The sequence below is a fragment of the Brucella pecoris genome (genome assembly GCF_006376675.1).
In the GTDB taxonomy this organism is placed as follows: domain Bacteria; phylum Pseudomonadota; class Alphaproteobacteria; order Rhizobiales; family Rhizobiaceae; genus Brucella; species Brucella pecoris.
Map to the genome: position 1 here is coordinate 438,270 of NZ_VEWK01000002.1, position 25,057 is coordinate 463,326.

Genomic DNA, 25,057 nt, shown 5'->3' on the forward strand with positions numbered 1-25,057 from the left:
CCGTGCCCATTCTAAAACGCTTATGTCGTTTTTTATGGCTTAATCATGTCGCAGGGCCTGAATTTCAAGCCATGCGCCTTACGATTGGGAGCTTCACAGCGCCTTATTCTTCTCAATGGCAGCCTGTTGTGACAGTTCTGCAACAAAGCTTTCAGTCAATTAACGGCGACCCTCGTGTTCGAAGCTGGTCACACTAAACCTCGATTTTCACGCATGTCTTTATCCCAAAACCGGTTCCCACTCTTGGGAGACATGCTTTAGAGCCGATAAGCGATGCTGTCGTTCCAGAAGCGGTCAAGACGCTGCAGCGACTTGTTCATTGCCGTGAATTCGTCAACCTGGATGCCACCGACCTGCTCGATTGAGGAGATATGACGCTCGTAGAGCGAGGCCACCTGATCGGCGATCTCATTGCCCTTGTCCGTCAGGCTGACGCGCACCGAACGACGGTCAACACGTGAGCGCTGATGGTGAATGAAGCCCATCTCGACAAGTTTCTTCAGATTGTACGAAACGTTGGAGCCGAGATAGTAGCCGCGCGAGCGCAGTTCACCGGCAGTCAGTTCCGAATTGCCGATATTGAACAGCAGAAGAGCCTGCGTCGCATTGATGTCGCTCTGGCCGTTACGGTCGAACTCGTCCTTGACGACGTCGAGCAGGCGGCGATGCAGGCGCTCGACGAGCTGGAGGGCTTCCAGATAAAGCGAGCGAAGTGCAGTTTCCGGTGTCGTGAGCGGAGCGGATACGTCCGTCTTGCGCTGTGCGTTGATCATTTCTTTTGCCTCTCTGCCGGAGCCGCATTTCATGAAACCATGATGCAGCTCTCTTCCTGTTTTATGCGGTGTATTGTTTCTCACCGTGTCTTGAGAGGAATTTAGGGGAGATGCATAAAATTCGACTTAAAAGTCAGCCTTAACAGTAACTTACCGGCGAGATTGGCTATTCAGGCTTAATGTTTGCTTACTCCGTGCCATTTTCAGGGCCTGATCAGGAAGCCCTATTCCAGCGCAAAAATGCCTGTTTTCCGGGTGTTCCCAAGCTCGCCACATTAAACTTTCGTCATTTGAGAAGTGCCTCGATAGCAGCTAGATATTGGCCACCAACAATCCATTGGAGGGACCATGGCGCTTCGTCTTGCACAGTATTTTGTGGTCGGCGGGCTGTTAAGCTTTACCGGCTTTACGAGTTTCGCTTACGCTGAACCGGTTACCGCAGCTCCGCAACTGACCATGTATAAGGATCCCTATTGCGGCTGCTGCGAAGGCTGGGCTGACCATATGAAGGCCGCTGGCTTCGATGTGACGGTAAAAGTCGAGGAAGCGATGGACACTGTAAAGGCAAAGCATGGCGTGGGTGCCAATCTTGCCTCATGCCACACGGCCGTCGTCGATGGTTATGTCATCGAGGGACATGTTCCAGCCGGTGCAGTCAAGCGATTGCTGGCAGAGCGGCCGCAGGCGACGGGGCTGACCGCACCCGGCATGCCGATGGGATCGCCAGGCATGGAAATGCCGGGCAGCAAAGCCGATACCTATGATGTCCTGCTCTTCAAAGGCCAGATGACGAAGCCCTTCGCCCGTTATGAAGGCACTCAGGCGCTTTAACTGTTTGTTTTGAAAAGCATCCCGAAAACCGTTTCACACTTTTCGGGATGCGTCCGAAAGCTAAACCGACAGGCTCGCGCGGGCCTGCCGTCTCTTCTCGAAAAAGAGCAGGATGCGAAAGACGATATAGATGCCAATACAAGCCGCGTTGAACCCGACCGTCAGCGGCTTGTATTCGAAATGCCGGGAAAAAACGGAATAGATGGCGATTTCGCCGAGTGCTGCCACGAACCAGAGCACCGGCCCCCAGGGGGCGCGCATCCACAGCCCGGTCGCAGCGACAGGCATCAGAACGGCCAGAGCAACAACGGCTGTCTGCCAGGGCCACGGCATCAGATCGAAACGCCACAGAAGTCCGGGGTGAATACCGATCAGCCTGATCCAGTAGAAAACACCGCTCGCCAGAGCCACAAGGGCCAGTAACCGAACGAACCATGTGAAGGCCCATTCGGTTCCGCTTGGCTGGGTATGCTGGCGCAGCTCGTTCATATGCATCAAAAGGTCAATTCCTTGTCGCCCAGATTTGCGAAATATGCATTGACCTGTTCGGGCTTCACTTCATCGAGCGTTGCCGGTTTCCACGCTGGTGCACCGTCCTTGTCTATAAGCAATGCGCGAACGCCTTCATAGAAATCGTGCCCTTCCAGCATGCGGTTGGCAATGCGGTATTCCATGCGCATGCAATCATCGAGATCGAGCGGTCGACCATCGGCAATCTGGCGGAAAGTCACCGCGACGCTGGTTGGCGAACGGGTGGCGATCACCTTCACAATATCCATTGCAGCCTTGCTGCCCGCTTCGGCTTCTTTTTCCAGTGCAGCCATGCAATCGGCAAGCGTTGCGCCGGAAAAGCATTCCGCAATGATCTGGCGGGTTTCGACTGAGGTTTCAAAATCTGGATACTGACTGCGCGTCAGCGCCGCATCGAGATCAGCGGTCGCAATGATGTCGTCCCGGAAATCGTGCAGATCGCCTGCAGCTACAGCATGTGTCGCGATCCCGCTCTGCAGACAGTCGCCCCAGCGGATGCGATTGCCGGTCAGGGCAAGGTAATAGCCGAAATTGTCGTGCAGATGCGGCAGGAACGCACTGCCGCCGACATCCGGGAAAAAGCCGATGCCGGTTTCCGGCATGGCGAACATGGTGTTTTCCGTCACGATGCGGTGCGAACCGTGAACGGAAATGCCCGCGCCGCCGCCCATGACAATTCCATTGATCAGGGAGATATACGGCTTCGGATAACGGCCAATGCGCGCATTGAGCCTGTATTCGTCACGGAAAAACTCATAGGCAGGCTCTCCGGCCTGACCGGCCTTGAAAGCGGCAACCACATCGCCGCCCGCGCAGAATGCGCGCCCTTCGCCTTCGAGAATCACGCAAGCCACCTCAGGATCGTCTTCCCAGGCCTGCAAAGCGCGATCCAGCGCCAGAATCATCTTATGCGTGAGCGCATTAAGGGCGTCAGTCCGCGTAAGCTTTACAAGCCCCGCTTTTCCCTTGCGTTCAAAGCTGATTTCGCTGCCACCGCCGAAGTCAATCTGCATGTCATGTCTCCCGTTCCATCAAATGGGTAGAAAGTGAGACGCCCCGCGTCAATCCTGCACAGGTCAATGTTCTTGGTTTAACCACTTTTCCCATGATAAACGGTGCGCATCCGATGCCAGCCTTGAGGCTTCTTGTCCCAAGGCGTCAATTCTCGGGATTAGTTTCATGACCGATCGTCAGTCCAAATACCTGCCCACCAATATCAGCCAGCACGTCGATGACGTGACAGGCAGCAGACGCCTGCGCCGCATGCGCAAGGCCGACTGGTCGCGCAGGCTGGTGCAGGAAACCCGGTTGACGGTCGATGACCTCATCCTGCCTTTCTTCCTGACCTATGGAACCGGCGTTGCGGAGCCTGTGGAAGCAATGCCCGGTGTCGAACGCTATTCGGTCGACATGGCTGTTCGCATGGCAGAAAAGGCCGCCAAGCTCGGTATTCCTGCCATTGCCCCCTTCCCGCGCGAAAAGCTCGAAGTGAAAACCGAGGACGGCGCCTTCGTCGCCAGCCCGGACAACCTGATCAATCGGGCCGTGCGCGCAATCAAGAAGGAAGTGCCGGAAATCGGGATCATTACCGATGCGGCGCTTGATCCCTTCACCACGCATGGCCATGACGGCATCTTGCGGAACGGCGAGATCGTCAACGACGAATCGGTTGCCATGGTGGTTCGCGGCGCACTTTCACAGGCTGAAGCTGGCGCCGATATCATTGCCCCATCCGATATGATGGATGGCCGCGTTGGCGCCGTGCGTCAGGCGCTGGACGAGCATGGGTTCTGCCACCTGCCCATCATGTCCTATGCCACCAAATTCGCTTCGGCCTTCTATGGCCCCTATCGCGACGCCATTGGCACCCAGGGGCTGCTGAAGGGCGACAAGAAAACCTATTATCTCGACCCGGCCAATCCGGAAGAAGCGGTACGTGAGGCCGAACAGGATATTGCCGAAGGTGCGGATATGCTGATGGTCAAGCCGGGCCTGCCCTATCTCGACATCATCCATCGCCTGAAGAGCGAGTTCCGCCTGCCCACCTATGCCTATCAGGTGTCGGGCGAATACGCGATGATCAAGGCCGCCGGGATCAATGGCTGGATCGACGAAGAAAAGGTAATGATGGAAAGTCTCCTGGCGTTCAAACGCGCCGGTTGCGACGGAATTCTTACTTACTTCGCAATCGAAGTGGCTGAAAAGCTTAAGCAACAGGGTTAAGCTGCCAGCCGGTCGGCGGGAAATCATCATATTTCCTTGAAACCGCCGGTTTTGGTTCCCATGTTGATGACTGTTCCGCTGAGGTAGCGGGACAGCGCCGGTTGTCACACTCCCCCGGACGCTTCCTTGGAAACGACTGGAAGGAAAAATGTCCGACCATATTCTGCACGGCGAAGTCATGGGTCCGCGTTATGAAAGCCGCGCATTCTTTGAAGGCGTGCGCACGCGCCGCATTATGGCTTTTCTTATCGATTATCTGATTGTCTTTCTGCTTTGCATCCCGGCAGCAATTGTCATTGCAATCCTCGGCATCATTACGCTGAGCCTCGGCTGGATGCTCTACGGCATCATGTTTCCCATGGTCGCGCTGTTTTACGTAGCGCGTACTCTAGGCGGACCGCAGCAGGCCACCAAGGGCATGCAGATGATGAACCTGAAACTTGTCCGGCTTGAAGGCGGTACGGTCGATTCGATGCTCGCAATCGTCCATACAGTCCTGTTCTGGGGCCTCAATGTGGTGCTGACGCCGCTGATCCTGCTTGCAACGCTGGTTCTCGACCGCAAGCGCACCGTGCATGACCTGTTGCTTGGCACGGCTGTCATCCGTTCGGATCGATAAACGCGTAGAGCGCCGTGCGTCCTTTTGGACGCACAAACGAGGCTTTAACGGATCGAAGCGGGAAAAGAAATCAGTCCAGTGGACTGGTTTCCCCGCGAAGGCGCTTCGCACTTTTGCTGGAAATGCCTATCTGTTTGTTTTTACGCATGTCTTTATCCCGAAACCGGTTTCCACTTTCGGGAGACATGCTCTAGATCAAAAAAATTCAGAGCCGGCTGCGCAAAATGCCTATTGACGTTTTGTGCCGTCGGCTCAATCCTTAGAGATAGTATCGTGATGGTTTCGGTATTACCATTTCGTGGATATTGAATGACCCATCAACCGCAACAGTCTCCGCAGTTCTTTCTGACAGCTCCGTCGCCCTGTCCTTATCTCGAAGGTCAGATGGAGCGAAAAGTCTTTACGCATCTGGTCGGCGACAAAGCGAACGAGATCAACGATCTTCTGACCCAAGGCGGTTTCCGCCGTTCCCAGAACATTGCCTACCGCCCGGCCTGTGAATTGTGCAGAGCCTGCATATCCGTTCGCATTCTCACCGGAGAGTTCAAGATGACGCGCAACATGCGCCGCGTCTGGACGCAGAACAGTGACCTGATCGGGCGCGTGCACAAGGCCCAGCCCAGCACCGAACAATATGCGCTTTTCCGCGATTATCTCGATGCGCGCCACCGTTCCGGCGGCATGTCGGACATGACTGTCCTCGACTATGCGATGATGATCGAGGATACGCATGTGAACACGCAGATCATCGAATATCGCAAGCGCGGCCCGGAAAGCTTTATCAGCGCCAAGGGCGACGGTGAGCTGATTGCCGTAGCACTCACTGACGTTATGGCCGACGGCCTGTCAATGGTCTATTCGTTCTTCTCACCGCATATGCATGACCGGTCGCTTGGGACCTACATGATCCTTGACCATATCCAGCGCGCCCATGCCGCCGGTCTGCCACACGTCTATCTCGGCTATTGGGTCGAGGGATCACGCAAGATGCAGTATAAAATCCGCTTTACGCCGCAGGAACATCTTGGGCCTCGCGGCTGGCAGCGGTTTGAAGGATAACGTCGCGTTTTCCTGATCTTGCTCGCTCCAAAACGAGAGGAGCCATTTTCCCTCATCCTGAGGAGCCGTTGAAAACGGCGCATCACCCTGAGCTTGTCGAAGGATCGAAGGGCTGAGGGAAAACGCACAAGGTCTACCCTTGTCCCCCAGCATCCTTCGAAATGGTTCCCTTCGCTCCCCTCAGGGCACCTCCTCAGGATGAGGGGTGCTGTACCTGTCAGAACTTACCCGAACGCGGAAAGCCTTTCGGTACGGTTCGCCCGGCGGAAGCCCGTGCACCGATCCACTCGATGAGCTCGTCCTTGTTGCGCGTAAAGGTTCGTTCTGCCGAATCCTGCCAGGACAGCCCTTCGGCAATTGCAAAGGTGCGGACGTCGGATACACCGCCGTCCTTATACTTTTGCAGGCGTACGCCCTTGCCGCGTGTCATTTCCGGAATATCGGAAAGCGGGAAGACCACCATCTTGCGATTCTCGCCGACGACAGCGATGTGATCGCCGGAAACGCGCTGGCACAGCTTTGCCTCGTCCGGCGCTTTGACGTTCATTACCTGCTTGCCCTTGCGGGTATTGGCGATCGCCTCGTTCTCGGGAACGATGAAACCGTTACCCTCGTGGCTGACGAGCAGCAGTTTCGCAGATGGATCGTGAACGAAGGCCGTCAGAATATCCTGATCGTTTTCCATATCGACAAGGATGCGGATCGGTTCGCCATGGCCGCGACCACCCGGAAGCGTGTTCGCGCCGATGGTGAAGAACTTGCCGCCCGTCGTGAAGAACAGAAGCTTGTCGGTCGTCTCGGCATGAAAAGCGAGCTTGAGCTTGTCGCCCTCCTTGAAGGCGAGCGTCGAGAAGTCGGCCAGATGCCCCTTCATGGCGCGCAGCCAGCCCTTTTCCGAAACCACGATGGTGACCGGCTCGCGCTCGATCATCGCCTGATGAATGTCCTCAAGATCATGCGTCGGCGCATCGGCAAAAGTGCTGCGGCGTTTGCCCAGCTTGGTCGTCGGGCCAAATTTCTCGCGGACAGATTTGATTTCAGCGCTGATCTTCTTCCACTGGCGTGTGCCGGAAGCGAGCAAGCCTTCCAGCTCAGACTTCTCGGCGCTCAAGCCGTCAAATTCTTTGCGAATTTCAAACTCTTCAAGCTTGCGTAAGGAACGCAGGCGCATGTTGAGAATGGCTTCGGCCTGATTATCTGTCAGCTCGAAGGTCCGCATCAGTTCCTGCTTCGGCTCATCCTCTTCACGAATGATGCGGATGACTTCATCGAGATTGAGATAGGCTTTCAGAAAACCACCAAGGATTTCCAGCCGCTTCTCGATTTCTGCCAGACGGTATTCGGAACGGCGAACAAGCACTTCCTTGCGATGGTCGAGCCACTCGCGCAGAACTGAACCCAGTGAAAGGACGTTCGGCACCTTGCCATGCGACAGCACGTTCATGTTGAGTGAAACGCGGTTTTCAAGCTCTGTCAGCTTGAACAGCGATTCCATCAGCAATTCGGGATCGACCGTCCGGTTTTTGGGCTCCAGAACGATACGGATGTCTTCCGCCGACTCGTCGCGAATGTCGTCGAGCAATGGCAGTTTCTTTGCCAGCAGCAGCTCGGCGATCTTTTCGATCAGGCGCGATTTCTGAACCTGATAGGGAATTTCGGTGATAACGATCACCCAGGTGCCGCGATTGCCCTCTTCCTTCTCCCAGCGGGCGCGAACACGAAATGCGCCGCGACCCGTGCGATAGGCATCGAGGATATTGCCGTGCTCTTCGACAAGGATGCCACCGGTTGGGAAATCCGGACCACGCACCTTGCACTTCAACAGAGCAGCCGGATCGGTCTCGGCTTCACGCTTCAGTTCTTCCCATTGTTCCGGCGAGGTAACAAGTTCCTCTACCGGCGCGTCGGGATGGTTGATCAGATAAAGCGCCGACGAGCAAAGCTCCGCCACATTATGCGGCGGAATATTGGTCGCCATGCCGACCGCGATACCTGCCGAACCGTTTGCAAGCAGGTTCGGGAAGGCGCCCGGCAGAACGATCGGCTCCTCATCCTCTTCATTATAGGTCGGACGGAAATCGATGGCGTTTTCGTTGATGCCTTCCAGCAGCAGCGTCGCCACTTCCGTCATGCGCGCTTCGGTATAACGCATGGCGGCAGCGTTATCGCCGTCGATATTGCCAAAATTGCCCTGCCCGTCGACGAGCGGATAACGCACAGCAAAATCCTGCGCCAGACGCACCAGCGCATCATAGATCGACGCATCGCCGTGCGGATGGAACTTACCCATCACGTCGCCGACGATACGGGCGCATTTCGCGTAGGCCTGATCGGGATTGAGGCGCAGCAGACGCATGGCGTGCATGATGCGGCGATGCACCGGCTTCAAGCCGTCGCGCACGTCCGGCAGCGCGCGATGCATGATCGTCGACAGCGCATAAGCGAGGTAACGTTCCTCGAGAGCCGATTTGAGATCGACCCGTTCGATGTGTTCTTCGCCGTCACCCGGCGGAATCAGACTTTTTCCCATATCTCTCAGTACCAACTGCGCGATTCGCCAGCAAGAGTTACGGAGAACCAATCCAGTACATTAGTGCGTCGTGCGTCCTTTTGGACGCACAAAGGTCGCCCTAACTTTTTGAATCTACGCATCGTGCTTCCCAAAAATCGATTCTGATTTTTGGGCCGATGCTGTAGTGTGTAATAGTCGCAATCCTGCCGCCATTTGTGTCCTATAGAGTTGCCAGAGGTAAATTTCCCCTGCTGCAATCACAGGCTGAGCAAATCATGTTGTTATTGCGCGTGATTTCCGCCTATGAATGCCGCGCTACATTAAAGACTAGGCAGGAGCTTCGAATGCAGGTTTTCGTCAATATCAAGCCAGCGGCACGTGTTTTGGCCGCCGGTACAGCGCTTTCGCTTATTTTCGGCAGCGCGGCCATGGCAGCCGACGCCAATGCAGTCGCCGAGCGTATCAAGGCACTTTACGCAAAACAGGGTGGCGAACTGAGCTTCGCCAATGTTCAGGCGAACGGCTCCGACATCGTGCTCCAGGGCACCAAGATCAAGCTGCCGACGATCGGCGAAAAAGAAACCGCCCTCGGTGACATTACGCTCCAGAACGTTCAGGATGCGCCGGACGGCGGCTACAGCATCGAACAGGTCATCGTGCCTGATCTCGCCTTTGCCGGACAGGAAGACAAGAACGACAAGGCCGAGATCAAGGGCCTTGCGATGCAGAACGTCCATATCCCGTCGGAAACTGCCAAGGGCCCGCTCGACAGCATGGTCATGTATGACAAGCTGAAGATCGACGAAATCCAGTTCGGCACGCCCGGCACGGATGGCGCCACGGTGAAGGGTTTCGACCTGTCGCTCGACACCTCCAACAAGGCCGAAAAGATCGGCTATGTCTGGACCATCGCCAATATCGACGCGACCTTTGAAAAGGACGGCAAGAACCCGCTTGCACCGCTCGACATGAACACCTTTAACGGCTCGCTGAACTCCAAGGGTAGCTGGTCGCCGGCTTCGGGTGACACATCGCTGGACCAGTTGGAGCTTCAGGCAGAGGAACTCGGCAAGATCAACATCACCGGCAGCCTCGGTGGGTATGATCTGGCTTTCCTCGAAGCCGTCCAGAAGACGCAGGAAAACATGAGCAAGGCCGATGCAGACAAGGACGCTGCCGGTCTTGCCATTCTGGGTCTGGCAGAACAGCTAAACCTGAAGAACCTGTCGATCCGCTTCGACAACGAAACCCTGACCCAGAAGCTTCTTGATTATTACGGCAAACAGCAGGGCGCCGATGGCACGCAGCTTGGCCAGCAGATGAAGATGATGGTTCCGCTGATGGCGACACAGTTGAAGAACCCGGAATTTGCCCAGCAGCTCAAGGCAGCATCTGACAAGTTCTTCGATGATCCGAAGTCGCTGACCATCAGCGCATCGCCGGACCAGCCAGTGACCTTCGCTTCCATCGTTGCTACGGCATCGCTGGACCCGACGAAGATCATCCAGCTTCTGAAAGTCAGCGTCGACGCCAACGATTAAAATAAAAGAGCCCGGGAGTTTCCTCACCGGGCTTTTCTCCGCCTAACAAAAACCCGGCTCGAGGCCGGGTTTTTTTACATTTCATAAAGGTCGCTTAGCTCTTCTGAACCGGAGCCAGACGGATATGCAGATCGCGCAGTTGCGCGGGTGTCACATCCGAAGGCGCGTTCATCAGAAGATCGAGCGCCTGCTGGTTCATCGGGAACAGCGAGATTTCGCGCAGGTTCTTCGCACCGACCAGAAGCATGATGACACGGTCGATACCGGCAGCCATGCCGCCATGCGGAGGCGCGCCATACTGGAATGCACGATAGAGACCGCCGAAACGCTCTTCCACGTCTTGCTGGCTCAAGCCGACCTTTTCAAAGGCCTTGACCATGACGTCCGGCAACTGGTTACGGATCGAACCGGAGGCAATTTCGAAACCGTTGCAGACGAGATCGTACTGGTAAGCCTTGAGCGACAGCGGATCCTGCGTTTCCAGTGCCTCCATGCCACCTTGCGGCATCGAGAACGGATTGTGCGCAAAGTCGAGCTTCTTGTTGTCTTCGTCCCATTCGTAGAACGGGAAGTCGATGATCCAGGCCAGTTCGAAACGATCGCGATCGACGAGGTTCAGTTCTTCACCGGCGCGCGTGCGGGCATCGCCTGCGAACTTGTAGAACTTGGACGGCAGACCGGCAACAAAGAAGCAGGCATCGCCGTCGCCAAGACCTAGCTGGTTGCGGATCGCTTCAGTGCGTTCTTCACCGATATTCTTGGCAATCGGGCCTGCGCCTTCAAGCTTGTCGCCTTCCTTGCGCCAGAAGATATAGCCGAGACCCGGCTGGCCTTCGCTCTGCGCCCAGGAGTTCATGCGGTCGCAGAATGCGCGGCTGCCGCCGGTCTTGGCCGGAATGGCCCAGACTTCGACCTTTGGATCGTTGGCGATCATGTTCGCGAAGACCTTGAAGCCCGAACCGGCGAAATGATCGGTCACAGCCTGCATTTCAATCGGGTTGCGCAGGTCCGGCTTGTCCGAACCATAGGTGCGGATCGCGTCGTCATAGGCGATACGGCGGAAGGTCTGCGTCACCGGCTTGCCTTCGGCAAACTCTTCAAAGATGCCGCGCATGACCGGTTCCATCGTTTCCCAGACTTCTTCCTGAGTCACGAAGCTCATTTCAAGGTCGAGCTGGTAGAACTCACCCGGCAGGCGATCTGCACGCGGGTCTTCATCGCGGAAGCAAGGTGCGATCTGGAAGTAGCGGTCGAAACCGGCAACCATCAGAAGCTGCTTGTACTGCTGCGGCGCCTGCGGCAGCGCGTAGAACTTGCCCTCGTGAATACGGCTTGGCACGAGGAAGTCGCGTGCGCCTTCCGGCGACGAAGCCGTCAGGATCGGCGTGCTGAACTCATTGAAACCGATCTCGGTCATGCGGCGACGCATCGCGGCAATGATCTTGGTGCGGCTCATGATGTTCTTATGCAGCGTTTCGCGGCGCAGGTCGAGGAAGCGATACTTCAGGCGGATATCTTCCGGATAGTCCGGCTCACCGAAGACCGGCAGCGGCAATTCCTTGGCGGCGGCCAGAACTTCGATTTCCGTTGCAAAGATTTCCACTTCGCCGGTCGGCAGATTCGTATTGACCGCATCGCCTGCGCGGGCCTTCACTTCACCATCGACACGGATAACCCATTCGCCGCGAACGGTTTCGGCAACCTTGAAGGCAGGCGAATCGGGGTCGGCCACGATCTGGGTAATGCCATAATGATCGCGAAGATCGATGAAGAGAATGCCGCCATGGTCACGGACGCGGTGAACCCATCCGGAAAGGCGAACGTTAGAACCAACGTCCGTCTTGCGAAGGGCTGCGCAGGTATGGCTGCGGTAACGGTGCATGATTTCTGCCTTTGGAATAATAAGTCAGGACTTACTGACGAAACGCTTTAAATTCTCGCAGAAAAGCGCATTTTGACCGGGTTTTGTCAAGTCTGCACTCCCTACGGGTTTTGGTGTTAAACCACCTTGACGTAAAGTGTCGACAAAAAACACTATGTGCACGTTCCGTGGAAGCTCTTTCCTGATTATTTCGCGACAAGCGACAAAGCTTTGTCTATTTGTTTTGTCGCATTATCCAACGCAAAACCGCTTCGCACTTTTGCTGGAAATACTCTAAAAGGTAGACATGCATCTGATTACGACCACACAGGCCCTTGAAGAGGCCGTATCCGCCCTCGCCAAATCCGATTTCGTAACAGTCGATACGGAGTTCATCCGTGAAACGACGTTCTGGCCGGAATTGTGCCTTATCCAGATGGCTTCGCCGGACCATACGGCGCTCGTGGACGCACTTGCGCCGGGGCTCGACCTCGCGCCGTTCTTCCGCCTGATGGCGGACGAAAAGGTGGTCAAGGTTTTCCACGCTGCACGGCAGGACATCGAAATTGTCTTCCACCTCGGCGACCTCATCCCGTCACCTGTCTTCGATAGTCAGGTGGCAGCAATGGTCTGCGGCTTCGGCGACGCCATTTCCTATGACCAGCTCGTGCAGAAAGTTACGGGCAAGCAAATCGACAAATCGTCCCGGTTTACCGACTGGCGCCGTCGACCGCTTTCAGACAAGCAGCTCGACTATGCCCTGGCCGACGTTACCTATCTGCGCGACATCTATCTCTATCTGAAGGAAGAACTTCGCAAAGAAGGCCGCAGCGAGTGGGTGAACGAGGAAATGGCAGTGCTGACCGCTCGCGAAACCTACGACATGCACCCGGATGATGCGTGGCGACGGGTGAAGGCCCGTGTTCGCAAGCCGATCGAGCTGGCTATCATGCAGTCCGTCGCCGCCTGGCGTGAACGCGAAGCGCGCGAACGCAATGTGCCGCGCGGCCGCATCATCAAGGACGACACCATAGCTGAAATCGCCCAGCAGCAGCCGCGTGACGCGGAAGCACTGGGCCGTTTGCGCTCGATCCCCAAGGGATGGGAGCGTTCGGCACAGGCTGCCGGGCTTGTTGCCGCGATCCAGTCCGCGCTTGAAATTCCCAAGGAAGATTTGCCGAAATTGCCGAAGCCGTCGCATTCGCCTGAAGGCAGCGCCGCCGCTGCAGATATCCTCAAGGTACTGCTCAAGCTTGTGACAGAAGAGCACGGCGTCGCTGCAAAGATCGTGGCCAGCTCGGACGATATCGACAAAATCGCCGCAGAAGGCGACAACGCCAATGTGCCTGCCCTGCATGGCTGGCGTCGCGAGGTTTTCGGCCAGAAGGCGCTCGATCTCATCGACGGCAAGATTGGCATCAAGTTCGAGAACCGGCGGATCAGGGCGGTTGAGTTAGGGGAGTAAGGGAGTAAGGGAGTAAGGGAAAAAAAGCTTATTCTCGGTCAAGGCAAATATTTTACTTGCCTTGTCCACTACCTGATCGCACCCTATTCCCCTATTCCCCTATTCCCCTAAATCATTCCCGCATCCCCTCAATCGCCGCGTTGCCAACCGCGAAATAGATATTCTTTCCGGTCAGCTTGGAAAGCTGCTGCAGGCGACCTTCGGGACGATCCGAAATCAGATCCGCAAGATCGCCCGGAACCACCAGCGCAATGCCGTTTTCTTCCTCACGCCAGACAAGGCGCGGGATGACGCCCGGCATCGACGCCGACAGAAGATAGACCACGCGCAGCAAGGCTCCGAGCAGCTTCGCCCGTTCGCGCAGGCGCGGTGTGGCAAGCTGCATGATCTCCGGCGCAATCTCGTCCTCGATCAGCCCTTCGTGGCGATAATAGTTGGCAAGCGCCATGAAGGAGCGCCCGGCATGGTCGATACCGCCGAACGAGCCGTGAGCAATGATGTTCAGCGCCTGTGATCCGCGATAATCGGGATGCGCGCGCCAGCTTATATCAGCCACGAGGCAGGCAGCCTGCCTGTAGCGCGCTTCGTCTTCTGTTTCATCGAAACCAAGAACCGGCAAGGACAATGTCGTCCAGGTTGCCAGTTCGCGGGCATGACGCGGAGACCGTGAGCGCAAAATGGACAATTCGTCTGCCGAGGCCAGCAGAGGATCGAGCCGCTGCTCGTTCTTGGGCAGAAGTGAATACAGATAGCCTTCACGCACACCGAGCGCCGAAAAGACGATCTTCGAAGGCTTCATCAGACGGATCGTCTCAAGCAGCACAGTGGCACCATAAGACAAAAGCTGGCGGCGGTTTTTCGAAACCGCTTCGATGCCGCGCATCGTGTCGAGATTGCCCTTGGCAACGCGCTTGAGGAAGCTCTGCGCTTCCACCGGGTTTATCTCATAGCCGTGCATGACATGCAGCGGATAGTTCTTCGCTGTCATATGCAGCTTGGCAAGGTTACGCCATGTTCCGCCCACCGCATAGAAAGCCTGGCCCTGATGCGCTTCCAGAAGCGTCGCCTTTGCCAGTTCCGTACGTGTGATCTTTGCTGCTTCGGGCAGCTTCTCGTTGGACATGTCCTGCAAACGCAGACCGCCGAGCGGTAAGGTGATACCCTCGCCCACTTCATGGTCATCCACTGCGATAAGCTCAAGACTGCCGCCGCCAAGATCACCCGTCACGCCCTTCGGCTTGTAGAAGCCGGAAATGATGCCGAGCGCCGAATAATGGGCTTCTTCCTTACCGGACAACACTTCGATGTGACGACCGAGAATGGCCTCTGCCTGCGCGATGAAATCCGGGCCGTTCTTCGCTTCGCGCGCAGCGGCTGTGGCCAGCGCGTGAATGGAAACCGCACCGGCCTGTTCTGCGAGTGCGCGAAAACGCTTCAGCGCACGAAGCGCCGCTTCAACGGATTTCTCGTTGAGCTTGCCGGTTTTCGCCAGGCCTTTTCCAAGGCCGCAGAGAATCTTTTCGTTGAAAAGCACCGTCGGAGAACGGACGATGCCTTCATAGATGACGACACGGATCGAGTTCGAGCCAATGTCGATGACCGCAACGGGCTTGAGTCCCTTCAGGCGGCCTTGTGCTAAAGCTGCGCTCATGCAGTCGTTTTTCTTTCCGCCTGCGCGCGCTTGCGATGCGCGATAAGGCGGGGGGCCGAAGACTTCAGCGACTTTCCGCGACCCGACAGGCTAGGATTGGTCATGAAATATTCCTGCGCGTTGAAAGCTTCTTCTCCAGCTTCCTTTTCTATCCGGCGAGAGGTGCCGTCCGCAAGTAGCTGATAGCTCTGTTGGTTATCAATTATGTTGGCAAACATGATTTGTGACAGGATTTGCTGGTGCACTGTGGCATTTGTGATCGGAACGAGGGTCTCCACGCGGCGGTCGAGATTACGCGGCATCATGTCGGCGGAACCAATATAGACGATAGCCTTGTCTGAAGGCAGGTCATTGCCGTTTCCGAAGCAGAAAATGCGGCTGTGTTCCAGAAAACGCCCGACAATCGACTTGGCGCGAATATTGTCCGACAGTCCAGGAACCCCCGGACGAAGACAGCAGATACCGCGCACGACCAGATCAATCTGCACGCCCGCCTGGCTCGCCATATAGAGAGCGTCAATTATCTGTGGATCGACAAGCGAATTCATCTTCATCCAGATCGCCGCCGGACGTCCGGCCTTCGCATACGCAATCTCGTCCTCGATGTGCTTGAGGATTCGCGCGCGCAAAGTGAAGGGAGAAATCGCGATCTTCATCTCTTCGGCGGGCTGGGCATAGCCAGTAATGAAATTGAAGATATGTGCCACGTCGCGGGCGATATCCGCGTCCGACGTGAAGAACGACAGATCGGTATAGATGCGCGCTGTAATCGGATGGTAGTTGCCCGTGCCCAGATGCACATAGGAACGCAGCCTCTGGTCTTCACGGCGCACCACGAGCGACATTTTCGCATGGGTTTTCAGTTCGATGAAGCCGAACACCACCTGAACGCCTGCGCGCTCCAGATCGCGCGCCCAACGAATGTTCGCTTCCTCATCGAAGCGGGCCTTCAGCTCGACCAGCGCCGTCACCGACTTGCCGGCTTCCGCCGCATCCACCAGCGCGCGCACGATCGGGCTGTCATTGGAGGTACGATACAGCGTCTGCTTGATTGCCAGCACATCCGGGTCGGCGGCTGCCTGCCGCAGAAATTGCACCACCACATCGAAGGATTCATACGGGTGATGAACCACAATGTCCTTTTCGCGAATCGCGGCGAAGCAATCGCCGCCATGTTCGCGAATACGCTCCGGGAAACGCGGATTATAGGACACGAATTTCAGGTCTTCACGCGGGATCGAGACGATCTCAGAAATCATGTTGAGCGCCAGAAGGCCTTCATGCACGCTGATGCGGCTTTCCGAAACGCTGAGTTCCGTTGCCACGAAAACACGCAGAGCCTCCGGCATTTCGCCGTCGAACTCGATGCGGATCACCTGTCCCCGGCGGCGGCGCTTCAATGCCGTCTCAAAGAGACGTACGAGATCTTCGGCTTCTTCCTCAACTTCAATATCGCTGTCGCGGATGATGCGGAATGTACCGGCGCCACGCACTTCATAACCGGGGAAAAGCCGCCCGATGAACAGGCTCACCGCGTCCTCGATCGTGATGAAGCGATAAACGTTCTGCTGGTCTGTCGGGAGTTGGATAAAGCGCTTCAGCGCGACCGGGATACGCAGGAGCGCGGTCATCGGATGATTGTCGGCACGCCGCGCAAGCTGCAGGGCGATGGAAAAGCCGAGATTCGGAATGAACGGGAACGGATGCGCCGGATCGATGGAGAGCGGCGTCAGGACCGGGAAGATCGTTTCGAGGAAGTGGTTTTCAAGCCATTCCTTTTCCGGCTTTGAAAGTGCGGATGGGCGGACGATCTCGATGTTTTCCTGTTCCAGTTCCTCGCGCAACGTCCGGAGACGTTGCTGCTGTTCTTCCTGCAGGCGCCCTACTTCATCCAGAACGAAGTCGAGCTGTTCCTGCGGCGTGCGTCCATCGGCGCTGCGCAGCGCCACACCGGCGCGCACCTGAGCGGCGAGACCGGCGATGCGAACCATGAAGAATTCATCGAGATTGGCGGCGGAAATCGATAGGAAGCGCAAACGTTCGAGCAGTGGCTGCCGCATGTTCGCGGCTTCTTCGAGAACACGCCGGTTGAACTGCAACCAGGAAAACTCGCGATTGACGAAGCGGTCGGCACTTTGCATCAGCTCGCCGTTCAAAGCTTTGTGAACACCGGGGCCTGCTTCCATGTCGGGAACGATGGCTGGGTTGGGGGCTAATCCGGCTGTCATCTCGTGTATCCCGCCTTCAGTCGCGTTGGGGGTTTCGCTCGCCATAACGCTGTTTTCGCTCATTTTTCCTGTCCCGACTTCCACCGGAATATTCCGGCTCTGCCTATTGGCTTTACGCGCATCTAATCCCGAAAACCGCTTCGCACTTTTCGGGATGCGCTATAAGCCTATGACTGTCATATGACAGTTTGATAGCAATTAGCCTGAAATGTCCTCAGAATTGATGAAAACGCTTCCGGAAACAAGACTTTCGCGGTACACGCATGCCAATGTCTATGCATGATCTTGTCCGGCACCCGGTTCGAGACCATGCTCATACCGCCCATCGACCAGAACCGGAGCATATCATGTCCGATCACATCATTCCTCACTTTCAAAACGACGCCGGCCATGCTGCCATCGAAATCGGCGTGAAGGAATTCATGTGCGTCGGTGCAAACCCGCCTTTCGATCATCCGCATGTGTTTCTCGACATGGGCGATGAAAGCGAAGTCGTTTGCCCGTATTGCTCGACGCTCTACAGCTACAACGCCAAGCTCCATGCCGACGAAACCGTTCCGGCTGGCTGCGTTTACGAAGCACCTGCGGATAAGGCTGCTTAATCCAAACAGCCTCATAAGAATGCCGGATGATCTCATCGACATGAGCAAAGGGCGCATATTGATTGCCGGGGCTGGAGTTGCCGGTCTATCGGCCGCACTGGAGCTGGCAGCGCGAGGCTGGAATGTCCGGCTTGTCGAAAAGGCTGAAACCCTTTCGGAAGTCGGCGCAGGCTTGCAGCTTGCGCCCAATGCAATGCGCCATCTGGAACGGCTCGGCATTGCCGACCGCCTTTCCAAGCAAGCCGTAATGCCGGAGGCGCTCTACCTCATGGATGGGCGTAAAGCGCGTCCGCTGATGGAAATGAAGCTCGGCGACAAGGCTTGTCAGCGCTGGCATCATCCTTACGTCGTTTGTCACCGCGCCGATCTGCAATCCGCCTTGCTCGATGCCTGCCGCGAAGAGCCGGGCATAGAGATCAGCCTCGGCGCTGAAATTACAAGCCATCAAGCTGAAAACGGCGCCGTGGCAGCCACCATCCGCCACGGCAATTCCGAAGAATTTCTCGATGCCGCCTATCTGATCGCTTGCGACGGCGTCTGGTCGGATGAGCGGTCAAAGGCCGGTTACAGCAAGGCACGCTTCAGCGGCCATATTGCCTGGCGCACGACCCTAGCTTCCGAAGCCCTGCCCACATCGTTTTCGTCCGCTATTGCGACAAGCAATGCCGTCTCCGCATGGCTGGGCAAACAGGCGCATTTCATCGCCTACCCGGTCAAGGACGGCAATTTCGTCAATTTCGTCGCGATAACGACGGGCGAAAACCCCGGCGAAGTGTGGTCGAGAACCGGCGACCCGGCGCGTCTGCGCTCCATCTACGCGGATTGGGGCGCTCCCGTTCGCGATGTACTGGCAGCAGCCGATGCATGGACCTACTGGCCGCTTTTTGAAATGGCCGACGCTCAATTCGTCGGGCCCGACCGGACGATTTTTCTCGGCGACGCATCGCACGCGGTCACACCATTTGCTGCGCAGGGCGCAGCTATGGCGATCGAGGATGCCGCAGCGCTTGCCGAAGCGCTGGACAGCAGCAACCGCGAAGCAGGACTGAAGCGGTTCGACATCGCCCGTAAGGAACGGATCACAGCAGTCGCCAAGCGCGGTCAGTTGAACAGGTTCGCCTATCACGCCACCGGCATTTTCGCGCTTGGCCGCAACACACTTTTTGCCATACGCAGCTCGGATAGTTTCCTGAAGGATCTGGACTGGCTCTATGGCTATAATGCTATTGCGGCCGTACGGAATTAAGCCGCGTCGCGTGCTGCTTCGAGCGTCGCAACGTCGAGCTTGACCATCTTCATAACGGCATCGGCCACCCGCTGGCGCTGTTCGGCAGTGCCATTCTGCAGGACATCCAGCAACATCTGCGGCACAACCTGCCACGAGAAGCCATATTTGTCCGTCAGCCAGCCGCACTCCATTGGCGCACCACCCTCCATCAGCTTCTCCCAGAACATATCCAGTTCCACCTGATCCTTGCATTGGACGAAAAGTGAGACTGCCGGGGAAAACTTGAAGGTCGGCCCGCCGTTGAGGCCCGATATCGGCTGCCCGTCGAGGGTAAAATTCGCAACCACCACATCGGTGCCTTCAGGCTTGTGTGCATGCTCAAACCGGATGAAACCATCGACGGAAGCCGGTCTTCCGCAGGCACGGAAAATCGAGACATAATGGTTCGCCGCTTCTTCTGCCTGCCTGTCGAACCAGAGACAGATTGTCAGACCTGACATTTTCTCCTCCCTGCCGCATCGGCCCGAAAATCGAAATCGATCTTCGGGGCGATGCGTAGTTTTAAAGGGTTAGAAGAGTGGAGCGTTCTTTGTGCACCCGTAAGGACGCAGGGCGCTCCAAGTGTTTGTTTTTTCTATTGTCTGGAATACTCTACCCCATGACCTTGCTGGCTTCTTCCATATCCATCCACATTATCTCCCAGATATGACCGTCAAGATCTTCGAAGCTGCGTCCATACATGAAGCCGTAATCCTGTTTCGGCCCCGGATCGGCCTTTCCGCCAGCATTCACCGCTTTCTCCACCGTCGTATCGACTTCAGCTTTGCTTTCCGCAGATAGACAGATCAGCACCTCGCTGACTGTGTTGGCATCGGCGATCTTCTTCGGTGTGAACTGGCTGAATTTTTCGTGGTCAAGGATCATCGCGTGAATGGTGTCCGAAAAGACCATGCAGGAAGCTGTTTCGTCCGAGAACATCGGGTTTTTCGTGGCACCTATAGCTTCGTAGAAGCTGGTGGAGTTCGCAACATTCTTCACTGGCAGGTTCACGAAAATCATTTTCGGCATGAGATTTCCTCCGTTGGCGGGCTATGCGGCCCGATCTTATTTTACGATTATCTATCGCCTGCCCGCCTCCCCCGGCGATAAGGTCGAGCCATGTGTCTCAGGCCCGGTATGCATTCGATTCTTGAGCGTTCCGAGCGTGAGGCAATTCACGCAGTTGGCATTGGAAGAACTCAAAGTTCGCTTGTGCATAATGGCAGATAAGTTATAATTAGCAACCATGAAGTTAGAAAAAGTAACTAAGCCCGAGAAACCAGCCGCCAAACGCAGTTATGACGACGCCTGCGCTGCGGCCCATGCCCTTGATTTAATTGGGGAGCGCTGGTCTCTTCTGGTAATGCGCGAATTGATGTTCGGCCCCAAACGTTTCAGCGATCTGAGGGCTGATCTGCCGGGCGTGAGTGCAAATGTCCTTACGCAGAGGCTGGAAGGGCTGGAAGAGGCTGGCATTCTGCGCAAAACGAAACTCCCCCCTCCGGCATCGGTGCAGGTCTACGAACTGACCGAGTGGGGCTATGAGAGCGAACCTATCCTTCAGACATTGGGCCGCTGGGCCGCACGTTCGCCAAAGCACGATCCCAACCTCCCGATTTCAACCGCTTCCTTCCTGCTTTCACTGCGAACCATGATGGATCATAACAGGTCCCTCGGTATGCGCGCCGTGATCGGTCTCCGTCTGGACGGAGAAGATTTCACCGCCCGGCTGGATGATGAAGGGATTCGGATAGAGCGCGGCATAGCGCAGAAATACGATCTGCATTTTGAAAGTTCGCCGCGGATGCTGGCTGCCGCGATCTATGGCGGACAACCTCTTTCCGCTCTGGAAACTGCCAATGTTCTCAAAGTCATAGGCGACCGCGCCTTGGCGGAAAAATTTGTGACATTGTTTCCGCTTCCCGATAAGGCTCCGGCGCCGGAATAAAATATGCAACTTTTTAGTTGCGTATTTTCTCGATCGCTTTATATTGGCAACCGTTGAGTTGCCAATTACGGAGGATGCATATCATGACTATTGCAAGCAATACAGACCGCATCGTGAAGTCCATCGACATTCATGCAGGGATTGACCGCGTATGGCGCGCCCTCACCGATCACGAAGAGTTCGGAAGCTGGTTTCAGGTCAAGCTCGACGGGCCGTTCATCGTCGGCACCCACTCGTCAGGACACATCACCTATCCCGGTTTCGAGCAGGAGCCTTGGGAATCCTTTATCAAAGAAATGAAAGCTCCAACCTATTTCGCCTTCACATGGCATCCCTACGCCATAGACCGGAGCATCGACTATTCCAAGGAACCGCCGACGCTGGTGGAATTCAAACTGGAGCCTGTCGAAGCCGGAACGCGGCTGACGGTCGTCGAAAGCGGTTTCGACGCCTTGCCTGCCGAACGCCGACCGCTGGCGTTGAGAATGAACGAAGGTGGTTGGGAGGAGCAGGTTGGCAATATCAAAAGACACGTCGAAAATGCATGACGGGGCAGAGATGACAGGTACGGACATCTCCATCGTTTTTGCAGCGCTAGCCGATCCGACCCGGCTGGCGCTCATAGAAACCCTGAGCGATGGCGAAAGCCGTTCGATTGTGGTGCTGTCGCAAAATGGCAGCATCACCCGGCAGGCAGTCACCAAGCACCTGTCAGTGCTGGAACAGGCAAGACTGGTCGAACGGGAAAGGGTGGGACGGGAAAGCAGGTTTCGTCTGCACCCCGCCCCGCTTGTCGATGCTCGCGCCTATCTCGCGACCGTTTCCAGCCAGTGGGATGACGCACTCCAGCGCCTACGCCGGTTTGTGGAAGATTGAACTCGCGCATTTCCAGCAAAGTGCGAAGCAGTTTTGCATAGGATAATGCTTGAAAACAAAGAGATCGAACGGTTCCGTTTTAACTGGAACCGTTCTAACGCTGGTTGAAAAGCAGCGAGGATGCGCCCTTTACGAAGCCGAGCTTTTCGTAGAAGGGCACAAGCCGTTCCGGGCAATACAGCTCGAAGCTTTTTACGCGCTTCAGTTTTTCATGGCTGAGAACGCGTTCGACAAGGGCTTGTCCCAGCCCTTGTCGCCTGTGCTGTTCCGAGACAATCACATCAAAAATCAGCGCCTTGAAAGTGAAGTCGCTGAGAACGCGGGCGAAGCCTGCGATCTCGCCTCCCGCGTCAAGGCAGAAAAGAAGCACATCACAATGCGCGAGCATATGTGTGACGTCTTCAAGCGTACGTTCTTTCGTCCACCATTCTCTACTATAAAACTCATGAAATTCGCGATATTGCTCAGGCGCGAGTTTCTCCACCCATTGAAAATCAGTCACGAATTGCCTCTCCCGTTCGTTGAACTATCAGTCGCAAAGGCGTTTCAGAATGGCAATCCAGTTTGAGCAGACCTGTCCTATCTTTCGTATGTTCGACATAGAAAAAGCCCGTGAGTTCTATCTCGGTTTTCTGGGGTTCACTCTGGATTGGGAGCATCGATTTGCCGAGGGAATGCCGCTTTATATGCAGGTTTCTCGCGGCGCATTGGTCCTGCATCTCAGCGAGCATCACGGCGACGGAAGCCCCGGCGCCAACATTTTTGTGCGTATGCAGGGCGTTGAGGAACTGCATAAGGAGATCAGTGCGCGCGGCTACCGCTTCATGCGACCGGGGATCGAACATGAACCCTGGGGCCGCGTGATGACGGTCATCGACCCCTTCGGTAATCGCATCCAGTTCTGCGAAGGTCCGCACGAGGAATAAATAAAAAACACCCGCCAGATTTTCTGACGGGTGTTTTAGAGCGCGTTTCGATCTGATTGGATCAGATCGGCGCTCTAACTTCTTCTATTTCAAGCATAATCTTATCGATCCTCGTTTCACTCCGGTCGGATTATGCTCTAAGTTCATGATTGGAATTCCGGGTCAGTGCAGGATCTGGCTCAGGAACAGCTTGGTGCGTTCGTGCTGCGGATTGTCGAAGAACTCGTTCGGCGAGTTCTGTTCGACGATCTGGCCCTGATCCATGAAGATCACGCGGTTGGCAACCTGACGGGCAAAGCCCATTTCATGCGTCACGCAGATCATGGTCATGCCTTCGGCGGCGAGGCTCACCATCGTATCCAGCACTTCCTTGACCATTTCGGGATCGAGAGCGGAGGTCGGCTCGTCGAACAGCATGACCTTGGGGTTCATGCACAATGCGCGGGCAATCGCCACGCGCTGCTGCTGGCCGCCGGAAAGCTGGCCCGGATATTTATTGGCCTGTTCCGGAATTTTCACGCGGGCCAGATAGTGCATAGCGACTTCTTCCGCCTGCTTCTTCGGCATCTTGCGCACCCAGATTGGTGCCAGCGTGCAGTTTTCCAGAATGGTCAGATGCGGGAAGAGGTTGAAGTGCTGGAACACCATGCCGACTTCGCGGCGTACTTCATCGATTTTCTTGAGATCGTTGGTCAATTCGATGCCGTCGACGACGATTTTGCCCTTCTGGTGTTCCTCCAGACGGTTGACGCAGCGGATCATGGTCGATTTGCCGGAGCCAGACGGCCCTGCCACGACGATGCGCTCCCCGCGCATGACCTTCAGATTGATGTCGCGCAGCACGTGAAACTCACCGTACCACTTATGCATGTTAGTGATTTCGATGGCGACATCGGTTTTGGAAACCTGCATCTTCGAACGATCGACTTCGAGTTCGGATTGCGACAGGGCACTTTGTGCACTCATTTCCATTATTCCCTTTATTCTTATCGTTTATGACCCGTGTCGAGCCGTCGTTCCATGAATATAGAGTATCGCGACATTGCGAAACAGAAAATCCAGAAAATGAAGCCCGCAAAGATCAGACCGGTGGCGGGCGTCTGTGGAGAAGCCCAGTTGGCATCCGAGAAATTCTGGCGAACGATACCAAGAAGATCGAACATGCCGATGATGTAGACGAGGCTCGTATCCTTGAAGAGACCGATAAAGGTGTTCACGATGCCCGGAATCACCAGTTTCAGCGCCTGTGGCAGGACGATCAGTCCCGTTTTCTGCCAGTAACTGAGACCCAGCGCATCTGCACCCTCATATTGCCCGCGGGGAATGGCCTGAAGGCCGCCGCGCACCACTTCCGCCATATAGGCCGAAGCGAAAAGCGCCACACCGATGAGCGCACGCAGCAACTTGTCGAAGGTAACGCCCGGCGGCAGGAACAGTGGCAGCATGACGCTGGCCATGAACAGCACCGTCACCAGCGGAACGCCACGCACCATTTCGATGAAGATGATCGAGAACGTCTTGATGACAGGCAGCTTTGAACGGCGTCCGAGTGCAAGCACGATGCCAAATGGCAGCGACACGGCAATGCCCACGAAGGACAGGACAAGCGTGACCAGAAGCCCGCCCCAGAGTGGCGTTTCCACGAAGGGAAGACCAAACCATCCGCCCACCAGCAGGAAGAAGGCGACAATCGGAAACACGAAGAAGAACAAGATCGCGTTGAGAGCCTTGTTCGGAACCTTCGGGATCATAAGCGGCACGAGCAGGACAACGAACATCAACGCGGTCAGATTGACACGCCAGCGTTCTGAAATCGGATAACGGCCATAGATGAACTGCTCGTATTTCGCATTCACGAATGCCCAGCAGGCTCCCGACCACCCTTCCGGCTGCGCGCCGCCCTGCGCGACAGTCAGGCAGGCGGTGCGATCCGTACCGGTCCACACGGCGTTGACGAACAGCCATTCGATGATCGGCGGAAGGAACCATGCCACGGCCAACAGGCCGAGAACGGTTAGCGCGGCATCCACCGGCGTTGCGAACAGGTTGACGCGGAACCAGTGAGAAATGCCCTGAACAGAGCGCGGAGGTGCTTCGCCATCCACAAGCTGTGTACGCACATATTGGAGATCTGCGTTTTCCAT

Annotated in this window: 24 protein-coding genes; 12 read left to right on the top strand and 12 right to left on the bottom strand. The window is 56.1% G+C overall.

Annotation, left to right across the window (positions count from 1 at the left end; translation table 11 throughout):
- Positions 1-257: 257 nt before the first annotated feature.
- Complete coding sequence (ldtR, locus tag FIB18_RS05470) at positions 258-773, bottom strand: transcriptional regulator LdtR (RefSeq protein WP_140019777.1); 516 nt, start codon at positions 771-773, stop codon at positions 258-260.
- Between the two features lie 348 nt (positions 774-1,121).
- On the opposite strand from ldtR, the gene FIB18_RS05475 reads away from it, so the two are divergent.
- Entirely contained in the window at positions 1,122-1,604 is a 483-nt protein-coding gene (locus FIB18_RS05475; protein WP_140019778.1) for a DUF411 domain-containing protein, read from the top strand.
- Between the two features lie 60 nt (positions 1,605-1,664).
- Here FIB18_RS05475 and FIB18_RS05480 read toward each other — a convergent pair whose 3' ends face one another.
- Together FIB18_RS05480 and FIB18_RS05485 are read right to left on the bottom strand one after the other, a co-directional pair.
- Positions 1,665-2,099 (bottom strand): DUF6163 family protein, encoded by a 435-nt coding sequence (locus FIB18_RS05480; RefSeq protein WP_140019779.1) that lies wholly within the window; start codon positions 2,097-2,099, stop codon positions 1,665-1,667.
- The gene (locus FIB18_RS05485; protein ID WP_140019780.1) at positions 2,099-3,148 is read right to left on the bottom strand and encodes an enoyl-CoA hydratase/isomerase family protein; all 1,050 of its coding nucleotides are present in this window, start codon (positions 3,146-3,148) and stop codon (positions 2,099-2,101) included. Before FIB18_RS05485 ends, FIB18_RS05480 begins: the two co-directional genes overlap by 1 nt.
- Positions 3,149-3,314: 166 nt before the next feature.
- Here FIB18_RS05485 and hemB point away from each other — a divergent pair, with 166 nt between their 5' ends.
- From hemB to FIB18_RS05505, 3 genes are all read left to right on the top strand, one after another.
- Entirely contained in the window at positions 3,315-4,358 is a 1,044-nt protein-coding gene (gene hemB, locus FIB18_RS05490) for a porphobilinogen synthase (RefSeq protein WP_140019781.1), read from the top strand.
- A 148-nt stretch (positions 4,359-4,506) separates the two neighbouring features.
- The gene (locus tag FIB18_RS05495) at positions 4,507-4,977 is read left to right on the top strand and encodes an RDD family protein (RefSeq protein WP_140019782.1); all 471 of its coding nucleotides are present in this window, start codon (positions 4,507-4,509) and stop codon (positions 4,975-4,977) included.
- A 309-nt stretch (positions 4,978-5,286) separates the two neighbouring features.
- Positions 5,287-6,036, top strand: a complete 750-nt coding sequence (locus tag FIB18_RS05505; RefSeq protein WP_140019784.1) for an arginyltransferase — start codon at positions 5,287-5,289, stop codon at positions 6,034-6,036.
- A 217-nt stretch (positions 6,037-6,253) separates the two neighbouring features.
- Here the strand turns inward: FIB18_RS05505 and FIB18_RS05510 are convergent, their stop codons facing one another.
- On the bottom strand, positions 6,254-8,566 hold the full coding sequence (locus FIB18_RS05510) for a DNA topoisomerase IV subunit A (RefSeq protein WP_140019785.1): 2,313 nt from the start codon (positions 8,564-8,566) through the stop codon (positions 6,254-6,256).
- Between the two features lie 326 nt (positions 8,567-8,892).
- On the opposite strand from FIB18_RS05510, the gene FIB18_RS05515 reads away from it, so the two are divergent.
- On the top strand, positions 8,893-10,089 hold the full coding sequence (locus FIB18_RS05515; protein ID WP_140019786.1) for a hypothetical protein: 1,197 nt from the start codon (positions 8,893-8,895) through the stop codon (positions 10,087-10,089).
- Between the two features lie 94 nt (positions 10,090-10,183).
- On the opposite strand, the gene aspS is transcribed toward FIB18_RS05515, so the two are convergent.
- On the bottom strand, positions 10,184-11,971 hold the full coding sequence (gene aspS / locus FIB18_RS05520; RefSeq protein ID WP_140019787.1) for an aspartate--tRNA ligase: 1,788 nt from the start codon (positions 11,969-11,971) through the stop codon (positions 10,184-10,186).
- A 286-nt stretch (positions 11,972-12,257) separates the two neighbouring features.
- On the opposite strand from aspS, the gene rnd reads away from it, so the two are divergent.
- Positions 12,258-13,415 carry a ribonuclease D gene (gene rnd, locus FIB18_RS05525; protein ID WP_140019788.1) on the top strand — a complete coding sequence of 386 codons (1,158 nt, stop codon included), beginning with the start codon at positions 12,258-12,260 and terminating at the stop codon, positions 13,413-13,415.
- A 112-nt stretch (positions 13,416-13,527) separates the two neighbouring features.
- Here rnd and ppx read toward each other — a convergent pair whose 3' ends face one another.
- Positions 13,528-15,066 carry an exopolyphosphatase gene (ppx, locus tag FIB18_RS05530; RefSeq protein WP_140019789.1) on the bottom strand — a complete coding sequence of 513 codons (1,539 nt, stop codon included), beginning with the start codon at positions 15,064-15,066 and terminating at the stop codon, positions 13,528-13,530.
- Positions 15,063-17,252, bottom strand: a complete 2,190-nt coding sequence (locus FIB18_RS05535) for an RNA degradosome polyphosphate kinase (RefSeq protein WP_407921847.1) — start codon at positions 17,250-17,252, stop codon at positions 15,063-15,065. The genes ppx and FIB18_RS05535 overlap by 4 nt, the downstream gene beginning before the upstream one ends.
- Positions 17,253-17,641: 389 nt before the next feature.
- Here FIB18_RS05535 and FIB18_RS05540 point away from each other — a divergent pair, with 389 nt between their 5' ends.
- Together FIB18_RS05540 and FIB18_RS05545 are read left to right on the top strand one after the other, a co-directional pair.
- Entirely contained in the window at positions 17,642-17,896 is a 255-nt protein-coding gene (locus tag FIB18_RS05540) for a zinc-finger domain-containing protein (RefSeq protein WP_140019791.1), read from the top strand.
- Between the two features lie 40 nt (positions 17,897-17,936).
- The gene (locus tag FIB18_RS05545; RefSeq protein WP_140019792.1) at positions 17,937-19,142 is read left to right on the top strand and encodes an FAD-binding protein; all 1,206 of its coding nucleotides are present in this window, start codon (positions 17,937-17,939) and stop codon (positions 19,140-19,142) included.
- Here FIB18_RS05545 and FIB18_RS05550 read toward each other — a convergent pair.
- Positions 19,139-19,624: a VOC family protein gene (locus FIB18_RS05550; protein ID WP_140019793.1), complete on the bottom strand. Its 486-nt coding sequence runs from the start codon at positions 19,622-19,624 to the stop codon at positions 19,139-19,141. The genes FIB18_RS05545 and FIB18_RS05550 overlap by 4 nt on opposite strands.
- A 151-nt stretch (positions 19,625-19,775) precedes the next feature.
- Positions 19,776-20,192, bottom strand: coding sequence for a VOC family protein (locus FIB18_RS05555; RefSeq protein WP_140019794.1), 417 nt, complete (start codon positions 20,190-20,192; stop codon positions 19,776-19,778).
- A 217-nt stretch (positions 20,193-20,409) separates the two neighbouring features.
- On the opposite strand from FIB18_RS05555, the gene FIB18_RS05560 reads away from it, so the two are divergent.
- From FIB18_RS05560 to FIB18_RS05570, 3 genes are all read left to right on the top strand, one after another.
- The gene (locus FIB18_RS05560; protein ID WP_140019795.1) at positions 20,410-21,111 is read left to right on the top strand and encodes a winged helix-turn-helix transcriptional regulator; all 702 of its coding nucleotides are present in this window, start codon (positions 20,410-20,412) and stop codon (positions 21,109-21,111) included.
- A gap of 83 nt (positions 21,112-21,194) precedes the next feature.
- Positions 21,195-21,659 (top strand): SRPBCC family protein, encoded by a 465-nt coding sequence (locus tag FIB18_RS05565; protein WP_140019796.1) that lies wholly within the window; start codon positions 21,195-21,197, stop codon positions 21,657-21,659.
- 10 nt (positions 21,660-21,669) lie between these two features.
- Positions 21,670-21,987 (top strand): ArsR/SmtB family transcription factor, encoded by a 318-nt coding sequence (locus FIB18_RS05570; protein WP_140019797.1) that lies wholly within the window; start codon positions 21,670-21,672, stop codon positions 21,985-21,987.
- Positions 21,988-22,081: 94 nt separating this feature from the next.
- Here the strand turns inward: FIB18_RS05570 and FIB18_RS05575 are convergent, their stop codons facing one another.
- Positions 22,082-22,489 carry a GNAT family N-acetyltransferase gene (locus tag FIB18_RS05575; protein WP_140019798.1) on the bottom strand — a complete coding sequence of 136 codons (408 nt, stop codon included), beginning with the start codon at positions 22,487-22,489 and terminating at the stop codon, positions 22,082-22,084.
- Positions 22,490-22,538: 49 nt separating this feature from the next.
- On the opposite strand from FIB18_RS05575, the gene FIB18_RS05580 reads away from it, so the two are divergent.
- Positions 22,539-22,913 (top strand): glyoxalase superfamily protein, encoded by a 375-nt coding sequence (locus FIB18_RS05580; protein WP_140019799.1) that lies wholly within the window; start codon positions 22,539-22,541, stop codon positions 22,911-22,913.
- A gap of 162 nt (positions 22,914-23,075) precedes the next feature.
- On the opposite strand, the gene FIB18_RS05585 is transcribed toward FIB18_RS05580, so the two are convergent.
- Together FIB18_RS05585 and FIB18_RS05590 are read right to left on the bottom strand one after the other, a co-directional pair.
- Entirely contained in the window at positions 23,076-23,885 is an 810-nt protein-coding gene (locus FIB18_RS05585; RefSeq protein ID WP_174977389.1) for an amino acid ABC transporter ATP-binding protein, read from the bottom strand.
- Between the two features lie 14 nt (positions 23,886-23,899).
- Positions 23,900-25,057: an amino acid ABC transporter permease gene (locus FIB18_RS05590; protein WP_140019801.1), complete on the bottom strand. Its 1,158-nt coding sequence runs from the start codon at positions 25,055-25,057 to the stop codon at positions 23,900-23,902.